Below are 12,102 nucleotides of genomic sequence, written 5' to 3' on the forward strand. Positions count from 1 at the left end.
CCGGGAATCCGTCGTCGGCCGGCTCACCCGTGGCACGACGGTTGCTCCGGCAAGGAGAGAGGGTTCGAAAGGAGGCGCGGAGATGAGTGCTCCGATCGGGCGCGCCAGAGTCTGGTTGACGGTCACCATGGTTGCCCTGGCGGCGCTGGGCTTTGCCGTGGTCACCGATCCATCGCTGGCGCGGCAGGAAGTCGCCGGGATGCCGGCGCCCTGGGCGACTCTGCTGGGGGCAGGAGACGCACGGCTGGCGGGACGCATCTCGGCTGCCCTACCCGCCCCTGGCCTGTCGGCGCGGGCCGCCTACCTCCTCGCGTTCCACGCCGCGCAGGACGCGGGAGACGTGCCGGGAATGCTGGCGGCCGCCGAGCGCCTCGAGCGCTTGGGCGAGCCTGCGCTGGCGGCATACCTCCGGCGGGCCGCCGGAGAGAACGCCGCCGAGCGCCTCAGCCGCTGACGCGCACGAGCTTCTGGAGGGAGCGGATCTCCCGGGGCGGCGTCTCGTGGCGGCCCTTGGCCGTATAGGCCACCTCCGCCACGTACATGTCGCCGCGCGAGTCGATGGCGACGCCGTGGGGCGCCACGAACTCGCCCGGCGCCTCCCCCGCGAAGCGGCCGCCGACCCGCCCGACGAGGTCACCTTTCAGGGTGAGGATGCTGACGCGCGCGCCGAGGTTGGGGACGGCGGCGTTCACCGCGAGGTGCGAGGGCAGCTCGCCGACGTAGAGGCGCCCGCCGTTCCGGCGATCGGCGAAGAGACCGCATGGCCGGTGGAGGTTGCCGAGCTGGCCCTGGTACCCGCCCTTGGCGTCGAAGATCTGGACGCGGTGGTTCTCCCGGTCGGCCACGTACACGAGGCCCTCGGCGTCGGTGGAGATGTTGTGCGGGATGTTGAAGCAGCCGGGGTCGGTCCCGGGCTCGCCCCAGGACAAGAGGTGGCGACCCTTCGGGTCGTACTTGTGGACCCGCGAGTTCCCGTAGCCGTCGGAGATGTAGAGGTCGCCCGTGCGCGGGCAGAGCGCGACGTGGGTCGGCCGGTTGAACGGCTTCCCGCTGTGAGGGTCGGCCGCCCTCCCGGCCGTCCCGATGGTCAGCCGGAGCTTCCCGTCGGCCGTGAGCTGTCGGATCGTGTGGGCCCCGTCGTCGGTGAGCCACACCGAGTCGTCGGGGCCGATGGTGATTCCGTGGGCGCGGACCGTCTGCCCTTCACCCCATGACCGGAGGAAGTTCCCGTCGCGGTCGAAGACGATCACCGGATGCTCGCCCCGGTTGTAGACGTAGACCCGGTCATTCCGGTCCACGGCCACCGACGTCGCCTCGACATAGCGCCAGCCATCCGGCAGCTTTCCCCACCGGTCCTCCGCCGTGTAGGTCACGCTCTCCGCCATTACCGCCATGTCTGTCTCCTCCTCAGGATACCGGCCAGCGGGGTCGCAGTGTCTCCTGGTAGGGCAGGCTCCGGACGATCCGCTCGGCGATGCGCTGCGCTTCGATGAGCACCTTGCCCACGTCGATCGTGGTGAGCCGACGGTTTTCCATGAGGACCCGGCCGTCCACGATCGTCGTCTCGACGTCGGCCCCTTCGCCAGCATAGACGAGGTTCGCCACGATCGAGAAGTCGTGCATCGGAACCCAGTTCGGGCGGCGGGTGTCGACGACGATCACGTCCGCCCGCTTGCCCGGCTCGAGCGAGCCGATGTCGGCATCCCAGCCGAGCGCGCGGGCGCTGTCGATGGTCGCCATCTCCAGGGCCTTCTCCGGCCGGATCAGGTCGGGCACCAGTCGAACTTCCTTGTGGACGGTGGCGACCTGGGACATGGCGCGAAACATGTCCAGGCTGTTGTTGGCCGCCGTCGAGTCGCACCCGAGCCCGACCGTGACGCCCCGCTCGATCAGCTCCGGGAACTTGCCCCGGGAGGCGGCGCCGTAGGTCGAGTGCATCGAGGCGCCCGGGTTGTGGGCCACCTTGGCATCGTGCATCTTCACGATGACGACGTCGGAATCCGAGGTGTCGCTCATGTGGACGAGTAGCCAGTTGGGACCGAGGACCCCCAGCCCGGCCATCCACTGTACCGTGCTCATGCCGACGCGCTTCTTGACCACCTCCGACAATCCGAGGAGCAGGCAGTGGAACTGGATCAGCGTCTCGTCGCGATCGGCGTAGGCCTTGACCCCCTGGAACAGCTCGTCGGAGACGTTCGGCTCGATCCGGAGCCCGTACGAGACGCGCACCCGGTCGTTGGCGGTCTTGTGCCAGCGCTTGACGAGCGCCGCGTTCGCCTCCAGGGTCTCCTCGGTCGTCCTCATGCCGGGGAAGCCCGGGGGCGGCTGGTAGCCCTTCGGGAAGTCGTCCATCCCGGCCCAGGCGAAGATGCCCCGGATGCCGCAGTCGGTGAGCGCCCGCCCGACCCCGTCCATCACGTACCCGCCCGGGTCGGCGTGGCACGTGGTGCCGGTCCGGATCATCTCGGCGCAGTTGAGAAGGGTGGACCAGTAGCCGTCCTCCTCCGTCAGGAGCGCCTCGTACGGATAGATTCGCCCGTAGGTCCAGAGGTCGACGGGCACGTCGTCCCCGAGGCCCCGGGCCAGGGCCTGGACGTTGTGGCAGTGGGCGGAGACCAGCCCCGGCAGCACCAGGCGACCGGTCGCGTCGATCGTCCGGGCGGCCGGCTGTCCGGCCAGCGCCGCGGTCTTGTCCACGGCGGCGATCCGGTCGCCCTCGATGGCGACCGCCCCGTCGGTGAGGATCCGGCGCTGACCGTCCATGGTGAGGACGGTCCCGTGCTCGATCTTGAGGTCGTAGGGGGTGCTCACTCTTCGTCCGATCGCCAACAGGCGGCGTCGCGCTCCGTAATGCTCCCCACGCTCGAGCCGAAGCGCTCCGAGCGCGGGCTTTGCCCGCGCAACCCTATCCCGGGGGGAGGTTCGGAAGGGGGGCCGAGCCCCCCTCCGAGGGTCTTGAGGTCGTAGGGGGTGCTCACTTCAGGACGAACTGGACGAGCTCACCGCTCTGGCGGCCCCGCCCCAGGTAGTGTGAGGAGGTCCGCTCGTGCTTCCACTTGACGGCATGCTTGACCTCGGGCGCGTACCAGATCTCCTCCTCGAGCCCCCAGTTCGTGCTCGGCTTGCTCACCAGGCGGAACGCCCGGAACTCCCCGGCCGGGACCCGGACGTCGTCGTACTCCTTGACGCGCCAGATGACCTCGACCGGCGTCCACGACAGTGTCCGCATGTAGTCCTGGAAGGTGAAGACCGAGCGCCACTCCTTGCCCACGTAGAACGGAAAATCGAATGAGCGGTAGGAGGGCGCGGCCTCCCGGATCACCCGGCCTCCGCTGATCACGGCGATGAAGTTCAGGTCGCGGTCGTAGTAATAGGTCTCGCTCCCCGCCGTGAAGGCCAGGACGCCCGATCCCTTGTAGACGTCGTCCTTGTCGAACGTCAGGGTGAGCGTGAGGGGCTCCGGCTGACTCGAATCGACGACCCGGTAGGTCCAGCTCGAGCCGGGTCGGAGCAGCGGCGCGTCGACGATGGCCGACAGCGGCGTGGCCACCCGACCCCCGCAGGCGGCGAGGGCGAGCGCACTCAGCACGAGGAAACCCCAGGCCAGCGGGTGGGGACGAGTGGTCATGCGGCGTTCCTCCTCAGCAACCGGGCGCATGGTGGATGCCGGCACTCTTGAGGGCCAGCGCCTGGAGCTCCTCGGCCAGCTCGAGCGTTCGCTGGGCCGCCCGGCGGGCTGTGGCCTGCGCCTCGGGTGTCGTGGCGTAGCGGAGCAGCAGGCGCCGCCCGAGCTCGTGGTGATGCCGCTCGTCCGGCTCGATGGTCTCGCGGTAGAGCCGCGCCGTCGCCTCGTCGCCGATCGCCTCGCAGAACTCGATGAACTGCCGGTTCTTCACGATCGCGATCGCCTCTCGCGTGAACTGGCCGGCGGCGACGCGCTCGACGGTCGTCTCGAGGCCGTCGAGATACTGGAAGAGCGGCCCATAGCCCTTGGCCAGGGGATTGAAGGCCCCGGCGTCGAATCCGAGCTCTCCCAGCCGGTCGGCGACCAGGCGGTAATGCTTGGCTTCGTCACCGACCTGCCGGGCCAGCGCCAGCTTGACGTCCAGTTCCTCGGTGGTCGCCATCCACCGGGCGGCGCTCTCGCTGGCCTCGATCTCGTTCTTCAGGGCCACCTTGAGCAAGTTCACGACGGTGAGGTCTCCCTCCACCTCCGGCTTGAGCGTCGCCTCGGGGGTGAGCCGCCGGAGCAGCTCCTGGTTCTGCGCGTCCAGCTCCCTGACAAACGCCTCGGCGTCCATTCGAGCCTCCGTACGGTGGTCGGGCCTCGGGCGGCGACTCTGCGGGTCTGGCCCGCCCTGCGCCATGGAGCGTCCCCGGTCTCCTACCGCTCCGGCGGCTCCGGGGGCGCCGGCGATCCCGCGGCGCCATCGGCCTGGCGCTCGACATAGCCGCGCAGGAGCTCGGGAAGCTCCTCGGTCAGTGTCTCACGCGTCACCACCCGGTCGCAGCGGTCGTGGAGCGGCTTGGTCGTCTTCCAGAGCGCGTGGGTCGTCCAGGCCAGCACCGGCGCCGGCCGGCCGGCCGCCTCGACCGCCCGCAGCGCGGCGTCGAGGTCGAGCCCATGGGCGGTGAGGTCGATCATGATCAGCGCGGGGGCGTCGGCCAGCCCAGCCTGAAACTCCTCGACGGTCCGCGCCGCTCGCCACGGATAGCCCAGGCGCCGCGCGGTCTCGCCGATGCGGCTCGAGAAGAGGAGGTCACGCACGAGGGCGACGATGCGCCGCTCCATCCGCCCTCACTCCGCCGCGCTCTCGGGCTTGAGCCAGTACCGCATCCACTCCTGGAGGTGGGACAGCGTGGTGAAGTCCCGCATCCGATCCAGGTACACCTTGCCGTTGAGGTGATCGGTCTCGTGCTGGAGCACGCGGGCGAAGAAGTCCTTGGCGGTGAGCTCGATCCGCTCACCCTTCCGGCCATAAGCCTCCAGGCGGACCGCCGTGTGGCGGGGAACCATCCCCCGGAAGTCCGGAATCGACAGGCATCCTTCCCAGTCGGCGACCGCTTCCTCGCCGACCGGCGTGAGGACCGGGTTCACGATCACGGTGAGCGGGATGCGGGGCATGTCGGGATAGCGGGGATGCGACTCCACCTCGAGGACGGCGATCTGCCGGGACACGTGAACCTGGGGCGCCGCCAACCCCACACCGTCGTACTCGTGCATGGTCTCGATCATCTCGTCGATGAAGCGCTGGACGTCGGGGTGCGTGATCTCGTTCACCGGGACCGGATCAGCGCTCCGGCGGAGCACGGGATGTCCCAGGCGGGAGACCTTCAGGATCGCCAAATCAAGATTCTCCCCTCAGCGGCTCGGATGACACGGCAATCTTAGCACACGGCCCGGCCGGCGCCGCGCGGCGACCGCCGCATCTTGGCCTCGGAGGGGGTGTTCCGACACCCCCTCCGATTCAAACTCAGACGGCCGGGCGCCCGGTCTCGAGGCCGTCCAGGGTGATGAAGCGCGCCCCGGCCCCGCGCATCTCGGCGACGGCGCGGTCGCTGTCTCCGGGTGTGAGGTCCACTCCCCGGATCGCATCGGCCAGGACCACGACTTCGAAGCCGTCGCGGGCGGCGTCGAGCGTCGTCGCCTTCACGCAGTAGTCCGTGGCCAGCCCCCCGAGGTAGAGGCGCCGGACGCCGCGGCGGCGCAGGAGGGCCGGGAGAGGCGTGCCCCCCGTGTCCTCGGCCTGCCAGGCCGAATAGGCGTCCTGCTCGGGGTCCATGCCCTTCGAGACCAGGGTGGCGTCCGCAGGGATCCGGCAATCCGGGTGAAACGCCGCGCCGGGTGTCTCCTGGACACAGTGGGCCGGCCAGACGCCGCCATAGGCCTGGAAGTGCTTGGTCCGGGGCGGATGCCAATCGCGCGTCAGGAAGACCGGCGCTCCCGCCTCGCTGAAGCGCGCCATGTACTGGTTCAGGATGGGTACCACCCGATCGCCCTCCCGGACGCCGAGGGCCCCGCCCGGGCAGAAGTCGTTCTGCACGTCCACGACCACCAGCGCGTCACGAGTGGGGTCGAGCCGAATCGCCATCGCGCGCCTCCTTCCGATCCACTATCCCGCCGCCAGGGCGATCGTGAGCTCGCGGCGTACCTCGGCGTCGGTCTCGCGGACCTGCGCCGCCTCGAGGGCCGCTCGCGCCGCCTCGCCACCGAGCCGGCCGAGCGCCCAGGCCGCGTGACTCCGGACCTCCGGGTCCGCGTCGTCCAGCGCCGCCGTCAGCGCCGGCAGCGCGCTCGGATCGCCCGCGTTGCCGAGCGCCACCGCCGCGCTGCGGGCCAGGCCCCGACGCCGGGCGCGGCGGAGCGGGCTCCCCCGGAGCCGGCGCCCGTACTCCTCGTCGCCGAGCGCGACCAGCTCGGTCAGGGCCGGCACGTCTCGAGCCGCGAAGGCCGCCTCCCGTGTGATCGGCGCGCGGCGGTTCCAGGGGCAGACGTCCTGGCAGATGTCGCAGCCGAAGGCGAGCGTGCCCAGACCCTCCCGCAGATCCCGCGGGATCGAGCCCCGATGCTCGATGGTCAGATACGAGATGCACCGTCGCGCATCGAGGACGTAGGGCTCCGGAAACGCCCCGGTCGGACACGCCTCCAGGCACCGGGTGCACGTGCCGCAGCGGTCGGGCAGCGCCGAGTCGGGCGCCAGCACCGCGGTGGTCAGGATCACGCCGATGAAGAAATACGACCCGAGCCCGGGGTGGAGGAGCATCGTGTTCTTGCCGATCCACCCCAGCCCCGCACGGGCCGCCAGGTCCCGCTCCAGGACGGGGCCGGTGTCCACGTAGACGCGCCCGGCCGCGCCCGGAGCCGCCGCGACGAGATCGGCCAGCACGTGGCGCAGGCGCGGCTCGATCACCGCATGGTAGTCGGCGCCCCAGGCATACCGCGCCACGTGGGCCGGGCCGTCGGCAGCCGGCCCTTGATGATAGTTGAGCGCGCAGGCGATCACCGAGCGCGCCTCCGGCACGACCGCAGTCGGGTCCCGGCGCTTCGCCCGCCCGCGCTCGAGGTAGCCCATGGTGCCGGCGTAGCCGGCGTCGAGCCAGGCCTCGAACGCCCGTCCGTGCTCGGGCGCCTCGGCCGGACCGATGGCGACCAGGTCGAAGCCGACGCGGTACCCCGTCGCCTTCACGCGCTCCGCCAGCGCCGCCGGCGTCGTCACGAGCGCTCCTCGCGACGGGCCCGGATCACCAGGCGGCTCTCGGTGAGCGTTCGGCCGCCCTCGGCGAGAAAGCGCTCCCAGGCCGGCCAGCGGCCGTCGGCTTCCCACTTCGGGCGGAACCGTGCCGTCGCCTGAAGCGCCGACTCTGCCGACTCGAAGCGCGCGACGTCCCGCTCGACCTCGAGGTCCTCGACCCGGAACCCGGCCGTCTCGAGGGCCGCCCGAGCACGCTCCTCATCGTAGGCGAAGCGGGAGACCCGTCCCGTCTCCTGCCACTGGTCCACGTGGAAGGCGGCGAACGCGAGCACACTCCCACGGGACACTCCCGCGGCCGCCCGCTCGATGATGGCGTCCGACATGCAGAGGTGAGCCACGACGAGGTCGGGGCGTCCCAGCGTCCGGTAGTCGACTCGCTCGGCGTCGCCCACGACGAAGAGGACGTTACCGACTCCCGCTCGCCGGGCGCGTCGGCGGGCCTCGACGAGGGCCCCCGCGTCCGTGTCGATCCCCAGGACCCGCCGCGCCTTCGGCGCCAGCGCCAGGGCGAGCCGGCCGGTCCCGGTGCCCACGTCGAGCACGGTTCCGGTGGCGAGCGGCTCGGTGCTCAGCCAGGCGACCAAGGTGGGGGAGAGCCCCTCGTGCCCGCCGCCCTCGGCGAGGGCCCGCTGCGCCCGGGCCGCGTCTCCTTTCATCCTGCCGGCCTCCGGTCCGAGTATACTCTCTTGAAAGTATGCCCGAGCCCGCCCCCGTGCAGCCGGCCGTCGCCGTGCCCCAGGCCGCGCCGGGCTCCGTCGGCGAGGTCGCCGGGTTGTTTCTCAAGCTCGGCCTCATCGGCTTCGGGGGACCCGCCGCCCACATCGCCATGATGGAGGACGAAGTCGTCCGCCGGCGGCGCTGGCTCACCCGGGAACGATTCCTCGATCTCCTCGGGGCCACCAACCTGATCCCCGGTCCGAACTCGACCGAGATGGCCATCCACGTCGGCTTCGTTCGCGCCGGCTGGCGCGGTCTCCTTGCCGGGGGGGCGTGCTTCATTCTTCCGGCCATGCTGATCACCCTCGCGATCGCCGTCGGGTACCGCCGGTATGGCACCCTGCCCGAGGCCACCTGGCTCCTGTACGGGGTGAAGCCGGTGATCATCGCGGTCGTCGTCCAAGCGCTCTGGAGCCTCACCCGGCAGGTGCTTCGCACGCCGCTCACCGGGGCGATGGCGGCGGCCGTCGCGGTCCTCGCGCTGTGGGGCGCCAACGAGGTCGCGCTCTTGTTCGGCGCGGCGCTGCTCGTCCCGCTGGTGCGGCTCGGCGCGACCGGACCGGCCGCGGCCCGCGGGTTGGTGTTCGCGGGGCCGGGCACCGCGCTCGCGCTTCCGGCCCCCCTGGCCGCCGCGGCGGGAGTCGCCGGGTCCGCAGCGCCGCCGAGCCTCGTCACGCTCACCCTCGTCTTCCTCAAGGTCGGCTCGATCCTCTTCGGGAGTGGCTACGTCCTGCTCGCCTTTCTGCGCCCGGATCTCGTCGAGCGCACCGGGTGGCTCACGGACCGTGAGCTCCTCGATGCCGTGGCCGTCGGGCAGCTCACGCCCGGACCCGTGCTCACCACCGCGACCTTCATCGGGTATCTGGTGGCCGGGATCCCCGGGGCCTTCCTGGCCACCCTCGGGATCTTCCTCCCCTCCTTCGTGTTCGTGGCGCTCTCCAATCCCCTCGTGCCTCGGCTCAGGCGCTCGCGCTGGGCCGGGTCGTTTCTGGACGGCGCCAATGCTGCCTCCGTCGCGCTGATGGCCGTGGTGATGTGGCAGCTCGGCCGGGCGGCCATCGTGGACTGGCTCACCGCCTGGCTGGCCCTGGCCGCGGCGGGTCTCCTGTTCTGGCTGCGTCTCAACTCGGTCTGGCTCGTCCTCGGTGGGGCCGTGGCCGGGCTCATCGCGGCTCGCCTCCGATGAGGCGGCCCGGTTCCACCGGGCGGACGGTGGGACGTAGGCACTACCCAGGCCGCCCGATGAGGCAGCCCGGGCCGATCAGGCTGCTGGTCCGCGCAGCCTCCGATGGCCGACCACTCCGTTAACCCGGGAGGTAGGCATGGCTCGATCGTCGCGTCGCGAGTTCCTCCGCACGGGCGCCGGAGTCACGGTCGGGCTCGCGCTGGGTACCGGTTTCGCGAGCCCGCTGGTGCTTCGCGCTCAGCCCAAACAGGTGGTGATCCTGGGGCTCTGGCCGTTCACCGGCGCCTTCGCCGAGATGGGGCCCGTGCTGGAGCGCGGCATGAAGATGGCGCTGGAAGAGCATGGCATGCAGATCGCCGGCCACGCCATCCGGTACGTCGGTCGGGATTCCGAGACCAACGCGCAGGCGGCCGCCCGGCATGCCGAAGAGGCCGTCCGGACGGAAGGCGCCCGCTACATCATCGGGCCGTGGTCTTCGTCGGTCGCCCTCGCAGTCTCCGATGTGGCCAAGCGCACGAAGACGCTCCACTACTTCTCGGGAGGCACCGACGAGATCAGCGGCGCCCGCTGCCACCGCTACTCGTTCCAGTGGGCCGCCAGCCCCGGGGTCGCGGCCAGGACGGTGGTGGACCAGTTCGCCAAGGCCAATCCGGCGGCCAAGCGGTGGTACCTCCTGGTCGCCGATTACGCCTTCGGCGCCGCTGTCGAGAAGCAGGTTCGGGCAGCCGCCCAGCCGCACGGCGTCCAGATCGTTGGCGCCGATCGCCATCCGCTCGGCGCCCGGGCATTCGCCAGCCAGCTGACGCGGGCCACCGCCGCCAAGCCGGACGTGATCTGCCTGGTGAACTTCGGTGCGGACACCGTGCAATCAGCCCGCGAGATCGCCGGGGCCGGGCTCACGCCCCGGCTACCGCTGCTCGTGGTCTGGGCGGGCCTCGAGGAGCTGATGCAGCTCACCCCGGAGATTCGCGCCAACATGTGGGTCGGCTCGAACTTCTACCACACGGCGGACACCCCGGTGGCCAAGCACTTCACCCGGCAGTACCGCGAGAAGCATGGAAGCCCTCCCGGCTACGCCCCGGCGGCAGCCTACGGCATGACGCGGCTGGTGATGCGTGCCATGGAGAAGGCCCGCTCCATCGAGGTGCCCGACGTCATCAAGACGCTCGAGGGGCTGGACGCGGTCGACCTGCTCGGCCGCATGTCCGTCGACGCCCGGACCCACCAGACCGTCCGGCCGTACTTCTTCCTGCGATGCAAGCCGAAGGCGCAGATGAAGGACGCCGCCGACGTCGCCGACATCGTGGCGATGACGGCGATCGCGCCACCCCGCGAGGCCAGCGCCTGCAAGGACATCGGTGGTTTCTAGTTTCGGAGGGGCCCTCTGCGGCCCCCTCCGAGGCCTCCCCCAGGACCGTTGCGCCGGCGAAGCCGGCGCCCGGAGTGGAACACCAACCGTCGGTGGTCGGGCAATCGCGGAGCGCCAGGTCAACCCGACAAGCTGTCGGTCGTGGGAGCGAACACGCGGGGATACGTCCCGTTGCGCCACCGACCGCGATCTGCTACGGTCTCGGTAGACCGGAGTTTGCCGCGTTCTCGCTGGATCTGGCGTGTTCTCATAAGGAGGTACCCGTGGACAAGCCGACCATCATGCCCAAGCCGAACGGCCCCTACATCGTCAAGGGCCCGATCCGTCTGGTCGACGCCGACGGCACCGAGTATCGCCTCGACCGCGAGACCATCGCCCTCTGCCGCTGCGGCGGCTCGACGACCAAGCCCTTCTGCGATGGGACCCACTCGAAGATCGGCTTCCAGGCGGCGGAGAAGGCCGTCCGCGAGGCCGGCAAGACCCCGTAGCGCCGGAGAGGAGGCCATGGGCCCGGCCCTGACGTCGAAGCGCTACCCGGTGAAGGATCTGGCCGACGCCGTCGAGCTCTGCTACGCGCAGGGCTGGACGGACGGTCTGCCGGTGATCCCGCCGACCTCGGACCGCGTCGCGGCCATGCTGGAGGCGGCCCGGCTCGAGCCCGGCCAGGAGGTCGCCTACATCACGCACCGCGCGGTGTCGGTCACCGCCGAGAAGGTCGCCATCAACGCGGTCATGGCCGGCTGCCTCCCCGCCTACATGCCGGTGGTGGCGGCGGCGATCGAGGGAATCGGGGATCCCGTCTTCAATTACCACGGGCCCGGAACGTCGACCGCCGGCGCCGCCGTTCTCATGGTCGTGAACGGCCCGGTGGCCCGGGAGCTCGACATCAACGCCGGTGACAACCTGTTCGGCCCGGGCTGGCGCGCGAATCTGACCATCGGGCGGGCGGTGCGACTCGTCATGCGGAACGTCTGCGGCTCGCGGCCGGGCACGCTCGATCGCGGGACGCTGGGGCACCCCGGCAAGCTCTCGTACGTGATCGCCGAGAACGAGGCCGAGAGCCCCTGGCCGCCGCTCCACGTGGAGCGCGGCTTCCTGCCCGAGCAGAGCGCGGTGACCGTCATGGCGGCCGAGGCGCCACACCCGTTCTACAATCAGCTCTCCGCCACCGCCGACGGCATCCTGACGACGCTCTGCGACGACATGCGTATCTCGGGCAATGTCATGGGGCAGCCGCCCTACATGCTGGTCCTGGCCGGCGAGCACATGCGGACGATCGCGCGGGATGGCTGGACCAAGGCGCAGATCCGCGAGTTCGTCTACCAGCATACCCAGAACCCGCACGCCCATCTCAAGCGGACGCAGCGGATGGCCGGCGCCGTCCTTCCGGGCGACGACGCGCGCCTGCGCCCACTGGTGGAGTCGCCGGACGACATCCTGGTGGTGGCGGCCGGCGGACGGGCGGGCGCCTTCTCGGCCTACATCCCCGGCTGGAGCAGCAAGCGCTCTTCCCGGGCCGTCACCAAGGAGGTCAAGCGATGATCGAGATCCTCGACCCGACGGTGAGCCCCGGCGAC

Annotated in this window: 14 protein-coding genes; 5 read left to right on the plus strand and 9 right to left on the minus strand. The window is 70.9% G+C overall.

Features of this window, described 5'->3' with window-relative positions; all coding sequences use genetic code 11:
• The first annotated feature begins 82 nt into the window (after positions 1 to 82).
• Positions 83 to 454 carry a hypothetical protein gene (locus tag VGW35_27065; protein ID HEV8311336.1) on the plus strand — a complete coding sequence of 124 codons (372 nt, stop codon included), beginning with the start codon at positions 83 to 85 and terminating at the stop codon, positions 452 to 454.
• On the opposite strand, the gene VGW35_27070 is transcribed toward VGW35_27065, so the two are convergent.
• The 9 genes from VGW35_27070 to VGW35_27110 form a co-directional block, all read right to left on the minus strand.
• Positions 444 to 1,394, minus strand: coding sequence for a peptidyl-alpha-hydroxyglycine alpha-amidating lyase family protein (locus tag VGW35_27070; protein HEV8311337.1), 951 nt, complete (start codon positions 1,392 to 1,394; stop codon positions 444 to 446). The two genes, VGW35_27065 and VGW35_27070, sit on opposite strands and share 11 nt — an antisense overlap.
• Before the next feature lie 13 nt (positions 1,395 to 1,407).
• Positions 1,408 to 2,811: an amidohydrolase gene (locus VGW35_27075; GenBank protein HEV8311338.1), complete on the minus strand. Its 1,404-nt coding sequence runs from the start codon at positions 2,809 to 2,811 to the stop codon at positions 1,408 to 1,410.
• Positions 2,812 to 2,974: 163 nt separating this feature from the next.
• A complete protein-coding gene (locus VGW35_27080; GenBank protein HEV8311339.1) occupies positions 2,975 to 3,628 on the minus strand; it encodes a hypothetical protein in 654 nt (217 codons plus the stop codon).
• A 13-nt stretch (positions 3,629 to 3,641) separates the two neighbouring features.
• Positions 3,642 to 4,301, minus strand: a complete 660-nt coding sequence (locus VGW35_27085) for a ferritin-like domain-containing protein (GenBank protein ID HEV8311340.1) — start codon at positions 4,299 to 4,301, stop codon at positions 3,642 to 3,644.
• Between the two features lie 83 nt (positions 4,302 to 4,384).
• Positions 4,385 to 4,792: a hypothetical protein gene (locus tag VGW35_27090; protein HEV8311341.1), complete on the minus strand. Its 408-nt coding sequence runs from the start codon at positions 4,790 to 4,792 to the stop codon at positions 4,385 to 4,387.
• A gap of 6 nt (positions 4,793 to 4,798) precedes the next feature.
• The gene (def, locus tag VGW35_27095) at positions 4,799 to 5,347 is read right to left on the minus strand and encodes a peptide deformylase (GenBank protein HEV8311342.1); all 549 of its coding nucleotides are present in this window, start codon (positions 5,345 to 5,347) and stop codon (positions 4,799 to 4,801) included.
• Positions 5,348 to 5,474: 127 nt separating this feature from the next.
• Positions 5,475 to 6,092, minus strand: coding sequence for an isochorismatase family protein (locus tag VGW35_27100; protein ID HEV8311343.1), 618 nt, complete (start codon positions 6,090 to 6,092; stop codon positions 5,475 to 5,477).
• A 21-nt stretch (positions 6,093 to 6,113) separates the two neighbouring features.
• The gene (queG, locus tag VGW35_27105; protein HEV8311344.1) at positions 6,114 to 7,217 is read right to left on the minus strand and encodes a tRNA epoxyqueuosine(34) reductase QueG; all 1,104 of its coding nucleotides are present in this window, start codon (positions 7,215 to 7,217) and stop codon (positions 6,114 to 6,116) included.
• The gene (locus tag VGW35_27110; GenBank protein ID HEV8311345.1) at positions 7,214 to 7,909 is read right to left on the minus strand and encodes a class I SAM-dependent methyltransferase; all 696 of its coding nucleotides are present in this window, start codon (positions 7,907 to 7,909) and stop codon (positions 7,214 to 7,216) included. Before VGW35_27110 ends, queG begins: the two co-directional genes overlap by 4 nt.
• A 38-nt stretch (positions 7,910 to 7,947) precedes the next feature.
• On the opposite strand from VGW35_27110, the gene chrA reads away from it, so the two are divergent.
• The 4 genes from chrA to VGW35_27130 all read left to right on the plus strand — a co-directional run bounded on the left by chrA (position 7,948) and on the right by VGW35_27130 (position 12,067).
• Entirely contained in the window at positions 7,948 to 9,156 is a 1,209-nt protein-coding gene (gene chrA, locus VGW35_27115) for a chromate efflux transporter (GenBank protein ID HEV8311346.1), read from the plus strand.
• A gap of 136 nt (positions 9,157 to 9,292) precedes the next feature.
• Positions 9,293 to 10,525 carry an ABC transporter substrate-binding protein gene (locus VGW35_27120; protein HEV8311347.1) on the plus strand — a complete coding sequence of 411 codons (1,233 nt, stop codon included), beginning with the start codon at positions 9,293 to 9,295 and terminating at the stop codon, positions 10,523 to 10,525.
• Between the two features lie 263 nt (positions 10,526 to 10,788).
• Positions 10,789 to 11,013, plus strand: coding sequence for a CDGSH iron-sulfur domain-containing protein (locus VGW35_27125; protein ID HEV8311348.1), 225 nt, complete (start codon positions 10,789 to 10,791; stop codon positions 11,011 to 11,013).
• Positions 11,014 to 11,029: 16 nt separating this feature from the next.
• A complete protein-coding gene (locus VGW35_27130; GenBank protein ID HEV8311349.1) occupies positions 11,030 to 12,067 on the plus strand; it encodes a hypothetical protein in 1,038 nt (345 codons plus the stop codon).
• Positions 12,068 to 12,102: the final 35 nt, after the last annotated feature.

It is taken from the genome of Candidatus Methylomirabilota bacterium (assembly GCA_036005065.1).
GTDB lineage: Bacteria > Methylomirabilota > Methylomirabilia > Rokubacteriales > DASRDR01 > DASYQW01.